General features: G+C 70.2%; 16 protein-coding genes. 9 read left to right on the forward strand and 7 right to left on the reverse strand.

All coding sequences use genetic code 11. The features are described from left to right. Positions 1–175 precede the first annotated feature (175 nt). The 5 genes from creC to NUG20_RS14425 all read right to left on the reverse strand — a co-directional run bounded on the left by creC (position 176) and on the right by NUG20_RS14425 (position 5,141). The gene (creC, locus tag NUG20_RS14405; protein ID WP_263395142.1) at positions 176–1,618 is read right to left on the reverse strand and encodes a two-component system sensor histidine kinase CreC; all 1,443 of its coding nucleotides are present in this window, start codon (positions 1,616–1,618) and stop codon (positions 176–178) included. 1 nt (position 1,619) lies between these two features. Further along, entirely contained in the window at positions 1,620–2,330 is a 711-nt protein-coding gene (gene creB / locus NUG20_RS14410) for a two-component system response regulator CreB (RefSeq protein ID WP_263112940.1), read from the reverse strand. Positions 2,331–2,469: 139 nt separating this feature from the next. After that, positions 2,470–2,829 carry a YgiW/YdeI family stress tolerance OB fold protein gene (locus tag NUG20_RS14415; protein WP_263395143.1) on the reverse strand — a complete coding sequence of 120 codons (360 nt, stop codon included), beginning with the start codon at positions 2,827–2,829 and terminating at the stop codon, positions 2,470–2,472. Positions 2,830–3,030: 201 nt separating this feature from the next. Next, positions 3,031–4,482 carry an ATP-binding protein gene (locus tag NUG20_RS14420; protein ID WP_263395144.1) on the reverse strand — a complete coding sequence of 484 codons (1,452 nt, stop codon included), beginning with the start codon at positions 4,480–4,482 and terminating at the stop codon, positions 3,031–3,033. Continuing rightward, positions 4,479–5,141 (reverse strand): response regulator transcription factor, encoded by a 663-nt coding sequence (locus NUG20_RS14425; RefSeq protein ID WP_263395145.1) that lies wholly within the window; start codon positions 5,139–5,141, stop codon positions 4,479–4,481. Before NUG20_RS14425 ends, NUG20_RS14420 begins: the two co-directional genes overlap by 4 nt. Positions 5,142–5,340: 199 nt before the next feature. Here NUG20_RS14425 and rlmJ point away from each other — a divergent pair, with 199 nt between their 5' ends. After that, positions 5,341–6,198 (forward strand): 23S rRNA (adenine(2030)-N(6))-methyltransferase RlmJ, encoded by an 858-nt coding sequence (gene rlmJ, locus NUG20_RS14430; protein WP_263395146.1) that lies wholly within the window; start codon positions 5,341–5,343, stop codon positions 6,196–6,198. A gap of 116 nt (positions 6,199–6,314) precedes the next feature. Here rlmJ and NUG20_RS14435 read toward each other — a convergent pair whose 3' ends face one another. Together NUG20_RS14435 and NUG20_RS14440 are read right to left on the reverse strand one after the other, a co-directional pair. Next, the gene (locus NUG20_RS14435) at positions 6,315–7,277 is read right to left on the reverse strand and encodes a YwqG family protein (RefSeq protein WP_263395147.1); all 963 of its coding nucleotides are present in this window, start codon (positions 7,275–7,277) and stop codon (positions 6,315–6,317) included. Between the two features lie 28 nt (positions 7,278–7,305). Continuing rightward, entirely contained in the window at positions 7,306–8,253 is a 948-nt protein-coding gene (locus tag NUG20_RS14440; protein WP_263395148.1) for a cation diffusion facilitator family transporter, read from the reverse strand. Positions 8,254–8,368: 115 nt separating this feature from the next. On the opposite strand from NUG20_RS14440, the gene NUG20_RS14445 reads away from it, so the two are divergent. From NUG20_RS14445 to NUG20_RS14480, 8 genes are all read left to right on the forward strand, one after another. Next, entirely contained in the window at positions 8,369–8,911 is a 543-nt protein-coding gene (locus tag NUG20_RS14445; protein ID WP_263395149.1) for a GNAT family N-acetyltransferase, read from the forward strand. A 233-nt stretch (positions 8,912–9,144) separates the two neighbouring features. Next, entirely contained in the window at positions 9,145–12,855 is a 3,711-nt protein-coding gene (gene mfd / locus NUG20_RS14450) for a transcription-repair coupling factor (RefSeq protein WP_263395150.1), read from the forward strand. A 111-nt stretch (positions 12,856–12,966) separates the two neighbouring features. Further along, positions 12,967–13,344 (forward strand): hypothetical protein, encoded by a 378-nt coding sequence (locus NUG20_RS14455; protein ID WP_263395151.1) that lies wholly within the window; start codon positions 12,967–12,969, stop codon positions 13,342–13,344. Between the two features lie 205 nt (positions 13,345–13,549). Continuing rightward, entirely contained in the window at positions 13,550–13,870 is a 321-nt protein-coding gene (locus tag NUG20_RS14460) for an STAS domain-containing protein (RefSeq protein ID WP_263395152.1), read from the forward strand. A gap of 13 nt (positions 13,871–13,883) precedes the next feature. Next, positions 13,884–15,938, forward strand: coding sequence for a chemotaxis protein CheA (locus NUG20_RS14465; RefSeq protein WP_263395153.1), 2,055 nt, complete (start codon positions 13,884–13,886; stop codon positions 15,936–15,938). Between the two features lie 182 nt (positions 15,939–16,120). Further along, positions 16,121–18,121, forward strand: coding sequence for a methyl-accepting chemotaxis protein (locus NUG20_RS14470; RefSeq protein ID WP_263395154.1), 2,001 nt, complete (start codon positions 16,121–16,123; stop codon positions 18,119–18,121). Between the two features lie 97 nt (positions 18,122–18,218). After that, on the forward strand, positions 18,219–20,144 hold the full coding sequence (locus NUG20_RS14475) for a HAMP domain-containing methyl-accepting chemotaxis protein (RefSeq protein WP_263395155.1): 1,926 nt from the start codon (positions 18,219–18,221) through the stop codon (positions 20,142–20,144). 9 nt (positions 20,145–20,153) lie between these two features. Further along, positions 20,154–20,687 carry a chemotaxis protein CheW gene (locus NUG20_RS14480; RefSeq protein WP_263395156.1) on the forward strand — a complete coding sequence of 178 codons (534 nt, stop codon included), beginning with the start codon at positions 20,154–20,156 and terminating at the stop codon, positions 20,685–20,687. Positions 20,688–20,701: the final 14 nt, after the last annotated feature.

Raw genomic sequence — 20,701 nt, forward strand, 5'->3', positions numbered from 1 at the left:
GACCCAGCCGCCCAAGCACGAACCTGCCCCCTGTAGGAGCAGCTTCAGCCGCGACGAACGAAGCGAGAAGCTGCCCGACGTCGGGACGCCGTCAGGGCTCGATCCTCTGCAATGAACCAGCCGACAAGCGCGAATCCGCCCCTGTGGGAGCGACTTCAGTCGCGACGCGCCAAGCTCAGCCCGCCGGCAACGATAGCCGCGCCACCGCGCCGCCGGCCTCGCGGTTGCGCAGGCTCGCCTCCCCACCGTGCAACCGCGCCACTTCGCGCACGAACGGCAGGCCCAGGCCGGAACTGCGCTGCCCGCTCGCCGGCCGCGCCAGCGAATAGAACCGCTCGAACACCCGCTCCAGCGCGTAATCGGGAACGCCGGGCCCCTCGTCTTCCACCAGCAGCACGATGCGTGCGTCGCGGTCGTGCTCGGCGCGCAGGGCCACACTGCCACCGGCGGAAGAGAACCCGATCGCGTTGTCGAGCAGGTTGTGCAAGGCCTGGCGCAGCAGATAGGGATCGCCGACCAGCGCCAGCTCGGTGTCCGCCAGCTGTACCTGCAAGCGCACGCCGCTGCCCTGCAGCTGCGGCGCCAGCGCCTCGGCCAGCTGCGCGAACAGCGGCGCCAGCACGATGCGCTCGCGCCGCTGCAGCCAGCCGTGCTGCTCCACTTCGGCCAGCGCCAGCAGCTTGTCGATGGTCTCGGTGAGGCGCTGCTGCTGCTCGGCGATGTTGCGCACGAAGCGCTGCCGCTCCGCCTCCGGCAACGGTTCCTGCAGCAGTTCGGCGGCGCCGCGGATGGCCGCCAGCGGGCTCTTCATCTCGTGGGTCAGCGACTGCACGTACTGCTCGACATAGGCCTTGCCCTCGAGCTTGCGCCGCATCGTCTCCAGCGCGCGGCCGAGGTCGCCGATCTCGTCGCGGCGCGGCGGCGGCGGCGGCACCGGCTCGCCGGCGCTGACCGCCTGCGCGTAGCGGTTGAGCCGGCCGATGCCGCGCAGCAGGCCCCAGGTCATCAGCAACCCGATCAGCGCGGAGATGCCGATCAGCCAGGCGCCGCGCAGCAGGATGCTGCGCTGGCTGGCGACGATGAACGGCTCGATGCTGCGGTTGGGCTGCGACAGGGTCAGCACGCCGATCAGGCGACGGCCGTCGGCCGGGTCGTAGACCGGCGCGGCCACGTGCATGACGGTGTGGTTGGGGTCGCCGTCGCCCTCGGCGCTGGAGCGCGCGCCGTACTCGCCGCGCAGGGTGCGGTAGACGTCGTTCCAGCGCGAGTTGTCGCGGCCCAGGTCCTGGCCGCGCGAATCGAATACCACCACGCCGGCCGCATCGGTGATGGTGACCCGGTAATCGACGCTGCGCTTGGGAAAGCGCCACACCATCGCGCGCGGATTGCGCCGTTGCGCGGCGCCCAGGTCGCGAGCGAAGACGCCGCTGCCGATGCGCCCGGCCTTCAGGTCGGCGGCGGCCATCTGCGCCAGCACGTTGGCCGCGTCCACCAGGGTCGATTCCATCGCCTGGCGCACGCCGGGCTTGACCTCGTTGACGAACACCCGCATCACGAAGAACGCGGCGACGCCGACGATCAGGAAGAAGCCCAGGAACAGCTTCAGCCCCAGCCGCATCTCAGTGCTCCAGCGCGTAGCCGAGGCCGCGATGGGTGCGGATCGGGTCGTGCGCGGCGCCGGCCGCGCGCAGCTTGGCGCGCAGGGTCTTGATGTGGGTGTCCACGGTGCGGTCGGCGCTGTCGGCGCTGGCGTCCCAGCCGCGGTCCATCAGTTGCGCGCGGCTGAGGATGGCGCCGGGACGCTGCAGCAGCGCGGCCAGCAGCGCGTATTCGTAGCGGGTCAGGTCCAGCGCCGCGTCGCGGTAGTGGATGCGGCGGCCGTCGCGGTCGATCGCGAAGTCGCCGTGCTTCTGCCAGCCCGGCTCGGCGGCCGCCGCCGGCGCGGCCGGACGCCGCAGCCGCGCACGCACCCGCGCGACCAGCTCGCGCGGCGAGAACGGCTTGGCCATGTAGTCGTCGGCACCCAGTTCCAGGCCGAGCACGCGGTCGATCTCGTCGTTGCGCGCGGTCAGGAAGATCACCGGCACCTGGCTGAAGCTGCGCAGCTCGCGGCACACCTCGAAGCCGCCCAGGTCCGGCAGGCCGACGTCGAGCACCACCACGTCGATGCCGCCGGCGCGCGCCTGCGCCAGCGCCTCGCGCCCGAGCAGGCAATGCCGCACCTGGTAGCCCTCGCTGCGCAACGCGTACAGCACGGTATCGGCGATGGCGGATTCATCCTCGACGACGAGGACACAGGGGGCGGCGGGCGCGGACATGGCGCGCAGCATAGCCGCAGCGAGGCGCGGCGTGCAGCGCGGGCGTCCCGTTGCGGCGACGCCGTGCGCTGCGACCCGATTGCCGCAGCGGCTGGCCGGCGCCGGCGGGCGAGGCTCACTGCCCTCGCGCCGCGCCCGTGCACGGGGTGCCTCAGCGCAGGAAGCGCACTTCGTCCACTTCGACTTCGGCGGAACGGAAGTCCTTGTCGAATTCGCCCAGCAGCTCGACCTGGGCCTTGTCGTCGAACGGACGTCCGGCCGGCAGCCGGTGCGCATCGATCTCGACCTTCACGCTGCCGGTCGCGTCGCGGAAGGTGTAGCGGTCGCCGCCGTCGTGGGACACGATGTTCCCGCGCAGCACCACGTGCTGCTCGTCCTTGCCCTGGTCCAGCAGCTGCTTGACCGTGGTCACCGGCACGCTGTTGGGCCCGGTGTATTGCGCGGCGGCCTGGCCGGCGGCGAGGACGGCAATGCTGGCGATGGTCAGCGTGGAGAGAATGGTCTTGCGCATGGAGTGCTCCTTGGGTTCGAGGTCATGGCCGATCGCCATGGACGCCATTGCACCCCACGAAGCTGAAGTGGATCTGATGTCTCGCGCTGCGATTCAGGCAGGCGATCCGAGATGGCACTGCATCGATTGGCGTACAGCCCCGGTGCGGTCTTGGCGGCCGCACGTCGATGCCGTCGAAGTGGGCGGCAGACAGGCGGCGTTCTAGCCGGCCGTCGGCGATCCGCGCTGCGGCAACTCGATGCGTACCGCCAGGCCCATGCCCTCGCCGCCGGAATCCAACCGCAGCTGCCCGCCATGCAGTGCGACGATGCGCTCCACCAGCGACAGGCCGAGCCCGCTGCCCTGCCCCGCATTGCCGAGCACGCGGAAGAACCGCTGGGTGAGCCGGGCCAGATCGGCCGGGGCCACGCCGGGGCCGTCGTCGCGCACCACGATGCGCACCGCGGACAACGCGCCGGCGGCGCCGTGCACCGCGGCAGCGTCGATGCGTACCTGGCCCTGCATCCTGCCGTAGCGCACCGCATTGTCGAGCAGGTTGCGCAAGGCGCTGCGCAGCAGATCGGCATGCGCCCACACCGTGTCCACGCCGATATCCGCGTGCAGATCGATACGCTTGGCTGCCGCCGCGGGCGCGACGTCGGCCAGCACCGCATCGACCAGCGCCGGCAACGCCACCGCTGCGCAGGCCAGGCTGCCGGGTTGCTGCGGATCCAGCCGCGCCAGCATCAGCAGGTTGTCCACCAGCGCTGTGGCGCGGTCCACGTCGCTGCGTAGCGCGGCCAGGTCCTGGCGCTGCGCCGCGTCCAGGGTCGCCGCGTGGCTGCGCTGCATCAGCTGGATCTTCATGCGCAGGGCCGCCAGCGGCGTGCGCAGTTCGTGCGCGGCATCGGCGGTGAAGCGGCGCTCGGACTGCAGCGCCTCGCCCAGCCGCGCGAGCACGCCGTTGAGCGCCTGCACGATCGGACGCAGTTCGTCGGCCTGGCCGTCCGCGGACACCGCGTTCAAGTCCTGCGGCGACTGCCGGCCGATGTCCTCGGCCAGGCGCTCCAGCGGCCGCAGCTGGCGGCGGATCACCCACCAGTTGAGCGCGGCCAGCAGCGCCAGCAGCGCCAGCGCCGGCCACACCAGGTTCTCGGCCATGTCCTCGAGCAACTCGGTACGCTCCTCCAGCGGCTGCGCGACCTGCACGTACAGATCCTGCGCGCGGGCATGCAGCACGTGCACGCGCCACAGCCGCTGCGCGTGGCGCACGGTGCGCGTCGCATCGTCGCCGTGCAGCTGCCGCGGCGGCACGAACGGCTGCCGCGGCACGTCCGCCGAGCGGCGCAGCACCGTGCCGTGGCGGTCGACGATCTGGTAGTACAGGCGCACGCCGCCGTCGGCGGCCGCCGTATCGCCGTCGTCGGACGCGGCGTCGCCGTGCAGCAGGCCGGGGCCGAAGGTCGCGACCAGGCGCGCGCTTTCCTCCAGCGCGTCGTCGAACACGTCGCTGGTCTCGGTCCAGGCCACGCCGACGATGACGCCCAGGCTGACCAGCCAGCACACGATGCTCGAACCCAGGGTGGTGGCGATCAACCGCCGGCGCAGGGAATAGCGCGCCTGCGCCGGGTGCGCCGCGACCGCTGCGCCGCGCCGCCAGCGCGGCCATGTCATCGCGGCGCTCCCAGGCAGTAGCCCTGGCGCCGGATGGTGGTGATCAGTTCGCTGCCCAGCTTCTTGCGCAGGTGCGAGATGTGCACCTCGATCGCATTGCTCTCCACCTCCTCGCCCCAGCCGTACAGCGCGTCTTCCAGCTGGTCGCGGCCGACGATATGGCCCTTGCGCGCCAGCAGCGCGTGCAGCACCGCGTATTCGCGCGCGGTCAGCGCCACCACCTGGCCGTCGCGGGTGACGCGCTTGGCGACTGGGTCCAACTGCACGTCGCCATGCGCCAGCACCACGCTGGGATTGCCGTTGCTACGGCGCAGCGCCGAGCGGATCCGCGCCGACAGCTCTTCCAGGTCGAACGGCTTGACCAGGTAGTCGTCGGCGCCCAGGTCCAGGCCCTGCACCCGGTCCTCCAGCGCATCGCGCGCGGTGATCATCAGCACCGGCGTGGTCACCCGCGCCGCGCGCAGCGTGCGCAGCAAGGCGTCGCCGTCGAGCCCGGGCAGGCCGCGGTCGAGCAGCACGCACTGGTAGGGCTGGGCCTGCAGCGCGGCGCGGGCCTCGTCGCCGCGGGTCAGCCAGTCGACGGTATAGCCGTCCAGTTTCAGCCACGCGCGCAGCGTGTCGCCGAGCGAGGGATCGTCTTCTACCAGGAGGATGCGCATCGCGAAAACCTAGCGGGCCGGGCTTAAGGGAATCTGACGGCCGCGACCATACGCCATGCGGGGTCCCGCCGGCGCGAGGGTGCGCGCGGGCGAGGACGGCACGCCGCTGGCGGACGGACCCTGCGCGATGCCGGCATCGGCACCCACCGCCTCGCGCGCCGGCATGGCTCCCCGCGGTGGCGCCCCGTACACTGCGCGGATGAACTATCGCCACGCCTACCACGCCGGCAACCATGCCGATGCGCTCAAGCACACCGTACTGCTCGCGCTGATCGATGCGCTCAAGCGCAAGGACAGCCCGTTCTTCGTGCTCGACACCCATGCCGGGCGCGGCCGCTACCTGTTCGCCGGCAGCGAGAGCCGCAAGACCGGCGAGGCCGCGGCCGGGGTGCTGAAACTGATGGGCCAGCCGACCCTGCCCGAGGTGCTGGAGCGCTACCTGCGCGCAGTGCAGGCCGACAACCCGGTCGGCGCGCTGGTCGCCTACCCCGGTTCGCCGCTGCTGATCGCCCAGGCGATGCGCGAGCAGGACCGGCTCGCCGCCTGCGAACTGCAGCCCGAGGAAGCGACCGAGCTGAAGGCGCTGTTCGCCAACGACCGCCGCGTACAGGTGCATGCCGGCGACGGCTACGCGTCGATCCGGGCGTTCCTGCCGCCCAAGTCGGGCGCGACCAAGATCGGCCGCGGCCTGGTGCTGATCGACCCGCCGTACGAGGCGCAGGACGCCGAATACCCGCTGATCGCCGCGACCCTGCGCGAAACGCTGACCCGCTGGCCGCAGGCGATGTGCGCGGTGTGGTACCCGATCAAGCAGCGCCGCAGCCTGCAGCCGTTCCTGCGCAAGGCCGCGGCGATGCCGGCCAAGGCGGTGCTGCTGGCCGAACTGCAGGTGCGCCCGGACGATTCGCCGCTGCGGCTCAACGGCAGCGGCATGCTGCTGCTCAATCCGCCGTGGCAGTTCGAGCAGGTGTTGGCGAGCGCGCTGCCGGCGCTGAAGACGCACCTGGGCGAAGCAGGCGCATCGACGCGCCTGGAGTGGCTGAAGCGCGAGGAGTGACGGGCCGCGCGCCTGGCTGGCCGCGCATACCGATATCGCCCGCTCTCCGCGGCAGCGGGTGCGACCTGCCTTCGATCGCCGCCTGCATGCGCGGCATCGCGGCCGAACCGCTCGCCTCAGTAGCAATCCCAGTGGAACGCGACCCGGCTGAAGTCGCCGCGCTGCAGGTCGGCCGGATCGATGAAGAAGTTGGCGATGCCGCTGTCGCCCCACATCATGTCTTCGTCGCTGTCCAGCTGCAGCAGCAACACCTGCGCATCCTGTGGCGTGCGCGGATCCTGCTGGGTGAATTCCGGATAGCCGCCGAGCTTGTGCCCATTGCGGCTCAGGCTTTCGTACAGCGCATCATCCACTTCGTCCTGCGGCCTGCCGTGTGTCTTCGCATAGGCCGCGGCGACCGCGTCCAGCGGCTGGCCCAGCGCCCGTTCGAAGCCCACGTCGCTGCTGCCCATGGTTTCCTCGCCGACACTGAAGTGCATCGCCCGCGGCCGCGCCGGATCGAACGGCAGCGTGTCCGCCGACAGCAATGGCACAGCGACCTGGCGCGCCGCCGCCTCGGGCCGCGGCCAGTACATCACGCGGAAATTGCGTTGCGCGCTCAGCGCGGCCAGGTCCATGTCGCCGTCGAAGTTGGCGCCGTAGAAGTCGTCGCTGCCGATGAAGAACTGCAGCATGCCCTGCGCCGGATAGCCGCGCAGCGGCGGCATCGTCGCCAGATCGACCTGCGCCAGCAACGCCAGCGGCTGGCCGCGGGCATCGCGCGGGTATGGCTTGTCCGCGGTCCAGTACGGGCGCCCGCCGACCTTGCTGGCCAGGCGATCGTCCTGCGCCATCGGCTGCAGGCGCAGGTGCGCGACCGGCTTGCGCGTCGCGTCCAGGCGCGCGCGATACGGCGCCAGCGCCTGCTCGGCCTGCAGCGGCGCAGCGGGTGCGGCAGCTGGTGCCGGTGTCGCCGGCGGCAGCGGCAGCTTCATGCTGTGCTTGAGCCACAGGCTGCCGCCCAGCAGCAGCCCGCCGAACACGGCGAGCAGGGCCAACGTGATCACGGTGGATACGACGACAGCGTGCGAGGTCTTCATTCCATTGAGCGTGGTGGCGAGGCGCCGGTCACTGTAGCAACCCCGGTGAGGCGCCGGAAGCGGCGCCCGCCGCGCCCGGTTCCGGCTCGAAGAAGCTCCAGCGCACCATGGGGAACTGCTGCTTCAGGCCGCGCTCGATGCGGGTGATATCGGCGAGCAGCGCCGCCGCGTCGTGCTTCTGGCGCAGCGTCGCCTGCACCGACACCATCACGTCCGCGCCAAGTTGCACCGCGATCAGGTGGATCACCCGCTCGACCTCCGGCCGCGCCTGGAAATACGCATGCAACTGCCGCTGCAGCGCCGGGTCCACGCTTTGCCCGATCAGCATCGCCTTGATCTCGATCGCCACCAGCACCGCGACCACGATCAGCAGCGCACCGATGGCGATGGTGCCCAGCGCGTCCCACAGCGGGTTGCCGGTCAGCACCGTCAGCAGCACCGCGGCCAGCGCCAGCGCCAGGCCGAGCAGCGCGGCCAGGTCCTCGCCGAAGATCACGATCAGCTCGGCCTGGCGGCTCTCGCGGAACCAGGTCCACAGCGAACGCCCGCCGCGCACCTTGCCGATCTCCTGCAGGCAGGTGCGCAGCGACACGCCCTCGGCGACCAGCGCGAACCCCAGCACGCCCACCGCCCAGCCCCAGCTGCTCAACGGCTCGGGCTGCAGCAGCTTGTGCACGCCTTCGTACATCGAGAACATGCCGCCGATGCAGAACAGCATCACCGCCACCAGGAACGACCAGAAATAGATCGCGCGACCGTAGCCCAGCGGATATTCGGCGCTGGCCGGGCGCTTGGCCTGGCGCATGCCCAGCAGCAACAGCAACTGATTGCCGCAGTCGGCCAGCGAGTGCACGGTCTCGGCGAGCATCGCGCCCGAGCCGGTGGCCAGCGCGGCCGCGCCCTTGGCCAAGGCGATGGCCAGGTTGGCGCCGAGCGCGAAGAAAATGGCGCGTCGCGAATCGCCGCTGCCGGACATGGCCGCTCCTCATCGAAAGCCGGCGCATAGCGTAGGCAACCGCGGTGAGCGTTGCGTTCACGGCACCGGTCCCAGGTAATGCGAGAATCCAGGCTTCGTCGAGGATCATCCGGCCATGGCTACCCGCAACCGCATGCCTCCGTGGCATGAAAACTTCACCCTGCCCAGCGGCCGCGAGCTGCTGATCCGGCCGATCCGGCCGGAAGACAGCGCGCCGCTGCAGGGCGCCTTCAGCCTGCTCGGGCCGACCGAGATCCGCGAGCGCTTCCTGCATTCGATGCAGGAACTGACCGAGGACATGGCGCAGCGGTTGACCCACCCCAATCCGAAGACGGAACTGACCCTGGTCGCGGCCGAACCGCTGCCGCCCGGCGAAGCAGTGGTCGGCGCGGTGGCGCGCGCCTCGATCACGCCCGGCACCCGCGAGGCCGAGTACGCGATCCTGGTCAGCAACTTCGTCGCCGGCCAGGGCCTGGGCCGGCAGCTGATGCGCAAGCTGGTCAAGTGGGCGCGGCGCAAGTACCTGGACCGCCTGTACGGCGACGTGCTGGAAAGCAACGTGCCGATGCTGCAGCTGGCCGAGTCGCTGGGCTTCCAGCCGATGCCGCACCCGGACACCCCGGGTCTGGTCCGCGTGGTGCTGGAACTGGGCAACTGAGCGAGAGCGGCCCTGATCGGGCTGCCGCCAGGTGCGTCACCCACCTGCAGACCGCGAACCACTCATGGGTTCGCGAGCCCCAGCGGCTCACCCTCAGTGCTGCGGACGCAGCCGCCGCCTGCGCCGCCCGCCCCCGCTGTGCCCGGCCATGCGACCGCGCCGCAACGCGCGCACGCGTCCGGCCAATCCCCAATCCCGACTCCCCAATCCCAGCTTGCTAAACTAAGCGGTCAATGGCGCCTCTTTCCTTCCCCGTTCCGCCGCTGCCCAAGTCCGGCCAGCTCCGCGCCTTCTGGCGCGCCCCTGCGTCCTCGACCGCACTGGCCTGGCATATCGCCTGCGCCGCCGCGGCGCATCGCGGGCCGCTGCTGGTGGTCGCGCGCGACAACCAGAGCGCGCACCAGATCGAAGCCGACCTGCACACGCTGCTGAGCGGCGACACGCGCCTGCCGGTGGTGCCGTTCCCGGATTGGGAAACCCTGCCCTACGACCAGTTCAGCCCGCACCCGGACATCGTCAGCCAGCGCCTGTCGGCGCTGCACCGGCTGCCGGCGCTGAAACAGGGCATCGTGGTGGTGCCGGTGCAGACGCTGATGCAGCGGGTGGCGCCGTTGCGCTACATCGTCGGCGGCAGTTTCGACCTGCGCGTGGGCCAGCGCCTGGACCTGGAGGCGGAGAAGCGCCGCCTGGAGAGCGCCGGCTACCGCAACGTGCCACAGGTGATGGACCCGGGCGACTTCGCGGTGCGCGGCGGCCTGCTCGACGTGTACCCGATGGGCGCGGAGACCCCGCTGCGGATCGAGCTGCTGGACGAGGACATCGACTCGATCCGCGCCTTCGACCCGGAATCGCAGCGCTCGCTGGACCACGTGCAGGCGGTGAAGATGCTGCCGGGCCGCGAGGTGCCGATGGACGACGCCAGCGTCGAGCGCGTGCTGACCACCCTGCGCGAACGTTTCGACGTGGACACCCGGCGCAGCGCCCTGTACCAGGACCTGAAGGCGCGGCTGGCGCCCTCGGGCATCGAGTACTACCTGCCGCTGTTCTTCCAGGAACCACGTGGCGCCGGCGCGCCGGCGCGCGACGCCACCGCCACCCTGTTCGATTATCTGGGCGATTCCGTGCTGCCGCTGATCGCACCCGGCGTCGGCGCGGCCGCCGATGCGTTCTGGGCGCAGACCCAGAACCGCTACGAGCAGCGCCGCCACGACGTGGAGCGTCCGCTGCTGGCGCCGGAGGAGCTGTACCAGGCGCCGGACACGCTGCGCGAGAAGCTCAATGGCCTGCCGCGCATCGAAGTGTGGGCGGCCGACCATGCCCGCATCGCCGAGGCGCAGGCGCTGGGCGACCAACCGCTGCCGCCGTTGCCGGTCGCCGCCAAGGACGCCGCGCCGGCCGAGGCGCTGAAGGGCTTCCTCGGCAACTACCCCGGCCGCGTGCTGATCGCCGCCGACTCGCCGGGCCGCCGCGAGGCGCTGCTGGAACTGCTGGCCGCGGCCGGGCTGAAGCCGGAAGTGATCCCAAATTTCGCAGCATTCCTCCCTTCTCCCTCCGGGAGAAGGTGGCGCGAAGCGCCGGATGAGGGTACGGCGCTCGCGCCATCCTCAACGAAGAAGGCTTCTGCTTCATCCGCATCCTCCACAGCCGCGCAGAAGCAGGTCACTAGCGGTCGTACCCTCACCCCAACCCCTCTCTCCCACGGGGACTCCCTTCGGTCGCCGCAGGGAGAGGGGCTCGACTCCGGCGGGCTCGACGCTGCGCCGGCTGCATTCGCCATCGCAGTGGCACCGCTGGACGACGGCTTCGCGCTCGACGATCCGCAGATCGCGGTGCTCACCGAGCGCCAGTTGTTCCCCGAGCGCGCCGGCCAGCCGCGGCGCACGCGCCGCGCCGGGCGCGAGCCCGAAGCGATCATCCGCGACCTCGGCGAGCTGACCGAAGGCGCGCCGATTGTGCACGAGGACCACGGCGTCGGCCGCTACCGCGGGCTGATCGTGCTCGATGCCGGCGGCATGCCCGGCGAGTTCCTGGAGATCGAATACGCCAAGGGCGACCGCCTGTACGTACCGGTCGCGCAGCTGCACCTGATCAGCCGCTACTCCGGCGCCTCGGCCGAGACCGCGCCGCTGCATTCGCTGGGCGGCGAGCAGTGGACCAAGGCCAAGCGCCGCGCCGCCGAGAAGGTGCGCGACGTGGCCGCCGAACTGCTGGAGATCCAGGCCCGGCGCCGCGCCCGCGCCGGCCTGGCGCTGCAGGTGGACCGGGCCATGTACGAGCCGTTCGCGGCCGGCTTCCCGTTCGAGGAGACCACCGACCAGCTGGCCGCGATCGAGTCCACCCTGCGCGACCTGGCCAGCAGCCAGCCGATGGACCGCGTGGTCTGCGGCGACGTCGGCTTCGGCAAGACCGAGGTCGCGGTGCGCGCCGCGTTCGCCGCGGCCAGCGCCGGCAAGCAGGTGGCGGTGCTGGTGCCGACCACGCTGCTGGCCGAGCAGCACTACCGCAACTTCCGCGACCGCTTCGCCGACTGGCCGCTGCGGGTGGAGGTGCTGTCGCGCTTCAAGAGCGCCAAGGAGATCAAGGCCGAACTGGAGAAGGTCGCCGACGGCGGCATCGACGTGATCATCGGCACCCATCGCCTGCTGCAGCCGGACGTGAAGTTCAAGGACCTGGGCCTGGTCGTGGTCGACGAGGAGCAGCGCTTCGGCGTGCGCCAGAAGGAAGCGCTGAAGGCGCTGCGCGCCAACGTGCACCTGCTCACCCTCACCGCCACGCCGATCCCGCGCACGCTGAACATGGCCATGGCCGGGTTGCGCGACCTGTCGATCATCGCCACCCCGCCGCCGAACCGGCTGGCGGTGCAGACCTTCGTCACCGCCTGGGACAACGCGCTGCTGCGCGAAGCGTTCCAGCGCGAGCTGGCGCGCGGCGGCCAGCTGTACTTCCTGCACAACGACGTGGAAAGCATCGGCCGCATGCAGCGCGAGCTCAGCGAGCTGGTGCCGGAAGCGCGCATCGGCATCGCCCACGGGCAGATGCCCGAGCGCGACCTGGAACGGGTGATGCTGGATTTCCAGAAGCAGCGCTTCAACGTGCTGCTGTCGACCACGATCATCGAATCGGGCATCGACATCCCCAACGCCAACACCATCGTCATCAACCGCGCCGACCGTTTCGGCCTGGCCCAGCTGCACCAGCTGCGCGGCCGCGTCGGCCGCTCGCACCACCGCGCCTACGCCTACCTGCTGGTGCCGGACCGGCGCAGCATCACCAGCGATGCGCAGAAGCGGCTGGACGCGATCGCCTCGATGGACGAGCTCGGCGCCGGCTTCACCCTGGCCACCCACGACCTGGAGATCCGCGGCGCCGGCGAGCTGCTCGGCGAGGACCAGAGCGGGCAGATGGCCGAGGTCGGTTTCAGCCTGTACACCGAACTGCTGGAACGCGCGGTGCGCAGCATCCGCCAGGGCAAGCTGCCGGACCTAGACGCCGGCGAGGGAGCGCGCGGCGCCGAAGTGGAACTGCACGTGCCGGCGCTGATCCCGGACGACTACCTGCCCGACGTGCATACCCGCCTGACGTTGTACAAGCGCATCTCCAGCGCGCGCGGCGCCGAGGAACTGCGCGAGCTGCAGGTGGAGATGATCGACCGCTTCGGCCTGCTGCCGGATCCGGTGAAGCATCTGTTCGCGATCGCCGAGCTCAAACTGCAGGCCAACACGCTCGGCATCCGCAAGCTGGAACTGGGCGAGAACGGCGGCCGCATCGTGTTCGAGGCCAAGCCCGACGTCGATCCGATGACCATCATCCAGATGATCCAGAAGCAGCCCAAGCTGTACGCGATGGACGGCCCGGACAAACTGAAGGTGAAGCTGCCGCTGCCCGAAGCGGCGGACCGTTTCAACGCCGCCCGCGGCCTGTTGGCGGCGCTGGCGCCGCGCTGACGGCGCCTGGGCGCCAGAAACACGCCACCAATCGCGTCGCGCCAGCGCACGCTCCCGACGACGGCCGGTCTTACCGGCCGTTTTCTTTGTGGCGATGCAGCAGCGCCCGAGGTGATCGCAAACTTCGCCGCCTTCCTCCCTTCTCCCACCGGGAGAAGGTGGCGCGAAGCGCCGGATGAGGGTACGGCGCACGCGCCGTCTTCATCGAAGAAGGCTGCTGCTGCGTCCGCGTCCTCCACAGCCGTGCAGAAGCAGATCGCTAGCGGTCGTACCTCACCCCAACCCCTCTCCCCGCAGGGAGAGGGGCTCGACTCCGGCGGGCTCGACGCTGCGCCGGCTGCATTCGCCATCGCAGTGGCGCCGCTGGACGACGGCTTCGCGCTCGACGATCCGCAGATCGCGGTGCTCACCGAGCGCCAGCTGTTCCCCGAGCGCGCCGGCCAGCCGCCGCCTGGCACGGCGCATGCATTCATTCCTGGCAAGCGGTGAAGCGTTTCCCTTGGAACTGGAATGGGCTGCCGGCTCGGCGCCTGAACCGCTCATCCTTGTCAAGGATTTGCGAGACAAATATGCCATTGGGCCTAAATATTCCGAAAACGCGCCGATATCTGCTTACAGCAAGCCCGAACCGACTTGTTCGCCCCGTGCCGCGGCCCGGTTCCGCCGTTCCCAATGTTCGTATCGGAGACATGCCATGCGCTCGACCCTCCCGGAATTCCCGCCCCTGCCGCTGCAACTGAGCGTGGAAGGCGACATGACCATCCGCCGTGCCGGCGAACTGAAGCCGTTGCTGCTGCCGGCGCTGGAGCATCCCGGCGGCCTGCAGCTGCAATTGCAGGCGGTCACCGAGATCGACGCCACCGGCGTGCAGCTGTTGCTGGCCACCCAGGCCGCGTTGCGCGCGCTGGGCCGGCCGTTCCGGCTCGACGGCTGCAGCGCGCCGGTCGACGACGCGCTCGACCTGCTCGGCCTGCGCGACACGCTCGCGCCCGGCACCAACGACATCTTGCATTGATCGGCGCCACCCCATGAATCTCGCTCAACTGCTGCAGACCTTCATCGCCGAGAGCCGCGACCTGCTCGAGGACATGGAACGCAACCTGCTGGAAGCCGAACGCGGCGAAGCCGGCCCCGACGCGGTCAACGCCATCTTCCGCGCCGCGCATACCATCAAGGGCTCCGGCGGGCTGTTCGACCTGGCGCAACTGGTCGGCTTCACCCACGTCGTGGAAAGCGTGCTCGACCTGGTACGCGAGAACGCGGTGGCGCTGGACACCGAGCTGATCCAGCTGATGCTGGCCTGCTGCGACCACATCCGCGCGCTGGTGGAAGCGGCGGCCGGCGCCGACGCCGACGAAGCCGTGCTCGCCGCCGACGGCGCGCCGCTGCTGGCGCGCCTGCACACCTACCTGCAGCCGAGTGCCGCGCCGGCAGCCGCCACGGCCGCAGCCGCGACCGCGGCGCAGACCGGCTACTGGCGGATCTCGCTGCAGCTGTTCAGCGATGCGCTGCGCTTCGGCAACTCGCCGCTGCACCTGATCCGCTGCCTGCGCAGCCTGGGCACTCTGGAAGCGGTACGCACCCGCCACGAGCGCGTGCCGGCGCTGCCGGAGCTTGACCCGGAAGCGTGCTACCTGGGCTTCGACATCCTGCTGCGCTCCGATGCGCAGCAGGCCGCGATCGAGGACATCTTCGAATTCGTCCGCGACGACTGCGACCTGCAGGTGGTCGCGGTGGACCCGCACGGCGACGCCGCCAACCTGGAGCTGCCGTTGCTGGTCGCCGAGGCCGGCAGCCAGGCGCACGCCGACGACTTCGCCGGTTTCGACAGCCCCGCACCGGCCGCCGCGCCCGCGTCCGCATCCGTGGCGCCGCCCAAAGCCACCGCCACCGCTGCCGCCGCGGCACCCGCCGCCGCGCGCGCGCAGGACGGCGGCTCGATCCGTGTCGATGCCGACAAGCTCGACCGCATGATCGACCTGGTCGGCGAACTCATCATCGCCGTCGCCAGCACCGGCGCCAACGCGCAGCGCACCGGCGACGCGCAACTGCTCGAATCCACCTCGATCCTGGCCGGGCTGGTCGAGGACGTGCGCGAGAGCGCGCTGCAGCTGCGCATGGTCAAGATCGGCGGCACCTTCAGCCGCTTCCACCGCGTGGTCCACGACGTGGCGCGCGAACTGGGCAAGGACATCGTGCTGGTGGTCAACGGCGAGGACACCGAGCTGGACAAGTCGGTGGTGGAAAAGATCGCCGATCCATTGACCCACCTGGTCCGCAACGCGATGGACCATGGCATCGAACCGGCCGAACTGCGCCGGGCGCGCGGCAAGCCGGAGCGCGGCACGGTGCGGCTCAACGCGTTCCACGATTCGGGCAGCATCGTCATCCAGATCAGCGACGACGGCGGCGGCCTGAACCGCGACAGGATCATGGCCAAGGCGCTGGAGCGCGGCCTGATCGAGCCCGGCCGCAGCCTGTCCGACCGCGAAGTGTTCGCGCTGATCTTCGAGCCGGGCTTCTCCACCGCCGAGAAGGTCACCAACCTGTCCGGCCGCGGCGTCGGCATGGACGTGGTCAAGCGCAACATCACCGCGCTGCGCGGCAGCGTGGACATCGCCAGCCAGCAGGACGTGGGCACCACCATCTCGGTGCGCCTGCCGTTGACCCTGGCGATCATCAACGGCTTCCAGGTCGGCGTCGGCAAATCGGTGTTCGTGGTGCCGCTGGACGTGGTCGAGGAGTGCGTGGAATTCGCGCCGAACTACCAGAGCGACTACATCGACCTGCGCGGCGGGGTGCTGCCGTACGTGCGCCTGCGCTCGCTGTTCGGCATCGCCGGCGCGCCGCCGGCGCGCGAGAGCATCGTGGTGATCCGCCAGGGCGCGCAACGTTTCGGCCTGGTCGTGGACACGCTGCTGGGCGAATGGCAGACCGTGATCAAGCCGCTGGCCAAGGTGTTCGCCGGGGTCAAGGGCATCAGCGGGTCGAGCATCCTCGGCAGCGGCGGCGTTGCCCTGATCCTGGACGTGCCTTCGCTGCTGACCCAGGTGGAACCCGCCGCCGATTCGCTGGCGGCCTGACCGCCGCGCGCCGACACCCACCAGGAACCGCTGCCATGCCCCATCGCACCTCGTCGACCACGCCGGCAGCGGCACGGATCGACCAAGCCGTTCTCGCAACGGCCTGAACCAACGCCACTCCACCCAGCACCGGTCGCAAGACGCCTGGTGCCCGCCACTCAACCACGCACAGGTACGCCGGCATGTCCAACTCTCTCTCGCTCTCTTCCAAGCTATGGATTGGCTTCGCCGTTGCCGTGCTGGTGCCGTTGGCGGCCAGCGCAACCGGCTTGGCACTGGCGCTGCCGCCCGGCCAGGTGCTGGCGCTGGCGATCGCCGCGGCGGCGGTCGGCGCCGCAGTGCTCGGCTACGCGGTCTTCGCCGCCGCGCGCTCGCTGCGGATCGCCCTGGCTGCCCTCGCGCGCTTCGCCCGTGGCGATTTCGACGTGGTGATGCCCACGGTGCGCAGCGACCAGGCCTGCGAAATCCTGCTGGCGCTGCGCCAGGTGCAGGGCGGCGTGCGCCTGCTCGGGAGCGAGATCCAGCGCATGACGCACGAGCACGATGCCGGCGACATCGACGTGGTCATCGACAGCCAGCGCTTCGACGGCGAGTTCCGCACCATCGCCGAGGGCATCAACCATATGGTCGGCGCCCACATCGCGACCAAGAAAAAGGCCATGGCCTGCATCGCCGAATTCGGCCGCGGCAATTTCCAGGCGCCGCTGGAGAGCTTCCCCGGCAAGAAGGCCTTCATCAACGACACCATCGAGCAGGTGCGCCGCAACCTGCTGGGCCTGATCACGCAGATGAACCACATGTCCGCCGAGCACGACGCCGGCGACATCGACGTGAGCATCGACAGCACCCGCTTCGACGGCGACTTCCGCAGCATGGCCGACGGCATCAACCGCATGGTCGCCGGGCATATCGCGGTCAAGAAGCAGGCCATGGCCTGTATCGCCGAGTTCGGCCGCGGCAACTTCGATGCGCCGCTGGACCGCTTCCCGGGCAAGAAGGCGTTCATCAACGACACCGTCGAGCAGGTGCGTACCAATCTGCGCGCGCTGATCCGCGACACCGACCTGCTGGTCAGCGCGGCCGGCGCCGGGCGCCTGGACGTGCGCGCCGACGCCAGCCTGCATCACGGCGACTTCCGCCGCATCGTCGATGGCGTCAACCAGACCCTGGATACGCTGATCGGCCCGCTCAACGAAGTGCGCGAGGTGCTCAAGGCGGTCGAGGACGGCGACCTGACCCGCACCGCCGACAGCGCCTGCCAGGGCCAGCTGAAGGAGCTGTGCGACAGCATCAATGCCACCGTCGCGCGCCTGGCACAGGTGGTCGCCGAGGTCAACGTCAATGCCGAGGCGCTGGCCAGCGCCTCGGAGGAAGTCAGCGCCACCGCGCAGTCGCTGAGCCATGCCGCCAGCGAGCAGGCCGCGGGCGTGGAGGAAACCAGCGCGGCGCTGGAGCAGATGAGCGCCTCCATCGCGCAGAACACCGAGAACGCCAAGGTCACCGACGGCATGGCGGCCAAGGCGGCACGCGAGGCCAGCGAGGGCGGCGAGGCGGTGCGCTCCACCGTGGCGGCGATGAAGCAGATCGCGCAGAAGATCGGCATCATCGACGACATCGCCTACCAGACCAACCTGCTGGCGCTGAACGCGGCGATCGAGGCGGCGCGCGCTGGCGAGCACGGCAAGGGCTTTGCGGTGGTCGCCGCGGAAGTGCGCAAGCTGGCCGAGCGCAGCCAGGTCGCCGCGCAGGAGATCGGCGACGTCGCCATCTCCAGCGTCGAGCTGGCCGAGAACGCCGGCAAGCTGCTCGACCAGATGGTGCCGTCGATCCGGCGCACCTCCGACCTGGTGCAGGAGATCACCGCCGCCTCCGAGGAACAGACCTCCGGCGTCGGCCAGATCAACGCCGCGGTCGGCCAGCTCAACCAGACCACCCAGCAGGCCGCGTCCAACTCCGAGGAGCTGGCCGCCACCGCCGAGGAGATGAGCAGCCAGGCCGAGCAGCTGCAGCAGCTGATGAGCTTCTTCCGCACCAGCCAGGCGCCGGTGTTGCGACGCGCGCCGGCGACGGCGCGCAAGGCCGCAAAGCCGTCCGCCGCGCAGCGCTCGCGCTCGTTCACCTATGGCGATAGCGGCCTGGCGCTGGTGTCGGCGCCGGACGAAGCGCATTTCGACAGCTTCTGAACGATCGCGGCGCACTGCCTGCAGTCCATCCCCAATGCCACCGCGCCGCGGACGGCTCGCATTTCATCCTCAAGAGATCACGCCCGTGTTCGCCAACATGAAAATCGGTACGAGAATCGGCCTGGGCTTCGCCCTGGTCCTGCTGTTGATGCTTGGCATGGGCGTGTTCGCCACCGACAAGCTGGCCCAGGTCAACCAGTCCTCGACCGACATGGCCGAGAACTGGATGCCCAGCATCCGCTACGTGCAGCAGATGAACACCAACACCTCCGACCTGCGCGTGGCCGAACTGCAGCACGTGGTCAGCGAGCGTCCGGAGGAAATGGCCAAGCTCGATCACGCGATGGAGCAGATCCTGGCGGAGTACGCGAGCAATCGCGACCGCTATCTCAAGCTGATCTCCTCGCCTGAGGAAAAGGCCGACTACGACGACTTCGCGCGCAAGTTCGACGAATACCTGGCGCTGCACAAGCAGGTGCTGCAGCTGTCGCGCGAGCTCAAGACCAGCGAAGCGATGGCGCTGATGAACGGCCGGCAGCAGACCTTGTTCGACGATTCCTCGGCGATCCTGGACAAGCTGGTCGAGATCAACGTCAAGGGCGGCGAAGCCGCCAGCGCGCAGGGCGATGCGCTGTACGCCAGCGCGCGCAGCTGGATCATCGCGGTCATTGCGGCGTGCGTGCTGCTCGGCGCCGGCATCTCGGTGTTCATCGTGCGCGGGCTGATGCGCCTGCTCGGCGGCGAACCGGCCTACGTGGCCGAGATCGCCAACAAGGTGGCGCAAGGCGATCTCGCGCTGGACGTGAAGATCGGCGCCAACGACGGCGGCAGCGCGCTGTATGCGATGCGCAGCATGGTCGAGCGGTTGAAGCTGGTGATCGACGGCCAGCGCCGCGTGGTCCTGGCCGCCAACCGCGGCGACTTTTCCGAGCGGATCGCCCTGGACGGCCTGGCCGGTTTCCAGCGCGAGATGGGCCAGGGTCTGAACGACCTGGTCGACACCACCGGCAACAGCATCCAGGACGTGGTGCGGGTGATGAGCGCGCTGTCCGACGGCGACCTGACCCAGAGCATCGACAAGCCCTACGACGGCGCCTACGCGGAGATGAAGAACTACGTCAACGACACCATCGCGCGCCTGTCGCAGGTGGTCAGCGAGGTCAACGGCAGCGCCGAAGCGCTGGCCAGCGCGTCGGAGGAAGTCAGCGCCACCGCGCAGTCGCTGAGCCAGGCGGCCAGCGAGCAGGCGGCCGGGGTCGAGGAGACCAGCGCCTCGATCGAGCAGATGACCGCCTCGATCGCGCAGAACACCGAGAACGCCAAGGTCACCGACGGCATGGCCAGCAAGGCCTCCAACCAGGCGCTGGACGGCGGCGAATCGGTCCGCGCCACGGTGCAGGCGATGAAGCAGATCGCGCAGAAGATCGGCATCATCGACGACATCGCCTACCAGACCAACCTGCTCGCGCTCAACGCGGCGATCGAAGCGGCGCGTGCCGGCGAGCACGGCAAGGGCTTTGCCGTCGTCGCCGCGGAAGTGCGCAAGCTGGCCGAGCGCAGCCAGGTCGCCGCGCAGGAGATCGGCGACGTCGCCAGCTCCAGCGTCGAGCTCGCCGAGAACGCCGGCAAGCTGTTGGACGAGATGGTGCCCTCGATCAAGCGCACCTCCGACCTGGTGCAGGAGATCACCGCCGCCTCCGAGGAACAGGCCTCCGGCGTCGCCCAGATCAACACCGCGGTCGGCCAGCTCAACCAGACCACCCAGCAGGCCGCATCCAACTCCGAGGAGCTGGCCGCCACCGCCGAGGAGATGAGCGGCCAGGCCGAGCAGCTGCAGCAGCTGATGAGCTTCTTCAAGCTCGCCGGCGCGGCGCCGGTGCGCCGCGCCGCGGCCGCGACCGGGCGCAAGCCGCCGCAGCAGCCCGCGCGTACCGCGGCCCGCAAGCCGTTCGTGCGTTTCGCCGAGAGCCAGCTCGCGCTGGCCGGCGATGCGCCGGACGAAGCCCATTTCGACAGCTTCTGAGGACAGGCCATGACCGCTCACGCATCCTCCGCGCCGTCCGGCGGCACCGACCTGGCGCCGGACCAGTTCCTGACCTTCCTGCTCGGCAAGGAAATGTTCGGGGTCGGCATCCTCGGCATCAAGGAAATCATCGAGTACCGCACGCCGACCGACGTGCCGATGATGCCGCCGGCATTGCGCGGGGTCATCAACCTGCGCGGCGCGGTGGTGCCGGTGGTGGACCTGCAGCAGCGCTTCGGCCGCGCCGCCAGCGACGTCACCAAGCGCACCTGCATCGTCATCGTCGAAGTCGCCAACGGCAACGAACGCCAGGTGCTGGGGCTGCAGGTGGATGCGGTCAGCGAAGTGCTGGAGATCGCCGCCGCCGACATCGCCCCGGCCCCGGCCTTCGGCGCCGGCATCCGCCGCGAGTTCATCCACGGCATGGGCAAGGTCGGCGAGCGCTTCGTGATCCTGCTCGATGCCGATGCCGCGCTGTCCACCCAGGAGTTCGTCGCCATGGCCGGCATCGCGCCGGACGTCGAGGCGGGCGTGGCCGCCTGAGTTCACCGCATGGC

The organism is Xanthomonas sp. CFBP 8443 (assembly GCF_025666195.1).
Lineage (GTDB): Bacteria > Pseudomonadota > Gammaproteobacteria > Xanthomonadales > Xanthomonadaceae > Xanthomonas_A.

Excerpts from the sequence above, each read along its gene's own strand:
- NUG20_RS14415 (WP_263395143.1), bottom strand. The coding sequence starts at position 2,829 with ATGCGCAAGACCATTCTCTCCACGCTGACCATCGCCAGCATTGCCGTC.
- NUG20_RS14425 (WP_263395145.1), bottom strand. The coding sequence starts at position 5,141 with ATGCGCATCCTCCTGGTAGAAGACGATCCCTCGCTCGGCGACACGCTG.
- NUG20_RS14435 (WP_263395147.1), bottom strand. The coding sequence starts at position 7,277 with ATGAAGACCTCGCACGCTGTCGTCGTATCCACCGTGATCACGTTGGCC.
- creC (WP_263395142.1), bottom strand. The coding sequence starts at position 1,618 with ATGCGGCTGGGGCTGAAGCTGTTCCTGGGCTTCTTCCTGATCGTCGGC.
- NUG20_RS14475 (WP_263395155.1), top strand. The coding sequence starts at position 18,219 with ATGAAAATCGGTACGAGAATCGGCCTGGGCTTCGCCCTGGTCCTGCTG.
- NUG20_RS14470 (WP_263395154.1), top strand. The coding sequence starts at position 16,121 with ATGTCCAACTCTCTCTCGCTCTCTTCCAAGCTATGGATTGGCTTCGCC.
- creB (WP_263112940.1), bottom strand. The coding sequence starts at position 2,330 with ATGCTGCGCGCCATGTCCGCGCCCGCCGCCCCCTGTGTCCTCGTCGTC.
- NUG20_RS14440 (WP_263395148.1), bottom strand. The coding sequence starts at position 8,253 with ATGTCCGGCAGCGGCGATTCGCGACGCGCCATTTTCTTCGCGCTCGGC.
- rlmJ (WP_263395146.1), top strand. The coding sequence starts at position 5,341 with ATGAACTATCGCCACGCCTACCACGCCGGCAACCATGCCGATGCGCTC.
- NUG20_RS14460 (WP_263395152.1), top strand. The coding sequence starts at position 13,550 with ATGCGCTCGACCCTCCCGGAATTCCCGCCCCTGCCGCTGCAACTGAGC.
- NUG20_RS14420 (WP_263395144.1), bottom strand. The coding sequence starts at position 4,482 with ATGACATGGCCGCGCTGGCGGCGCGGCGCAGCGGTCGCGGCGCACCCG.
- NUG20_RS14445 (WP_263395149.1), top strand. The coding sequence starts at position 8,369 with ATGGCTACCCGCAACCGCATGCCTCCGTGGCATGAAAACTTCACCCTG.
- mfd (WP_263395150.1), top strand. The coding sequence starts at position 9,145 with ATGGCGCCTCTTTCCTTCCCCGTTCCGCCGCTGCCCAAGTCCGGCCAG.
- NUG20_RS14480 (WP_263395156.1), top strand. The coding sequence starts at position 20,154 with ATGACCGCTCACGCATCCTCCGCGCCGTCCGGCGGCACCGACCTGGCG.
- NUG20_RS14465 (WP_263395153.1), top strand. The coding sequence starts at position 13,884 with ATGAATCTCGCTCAACTGCTGCAGACCTTCATCGCCGAGAGCCGCGAC.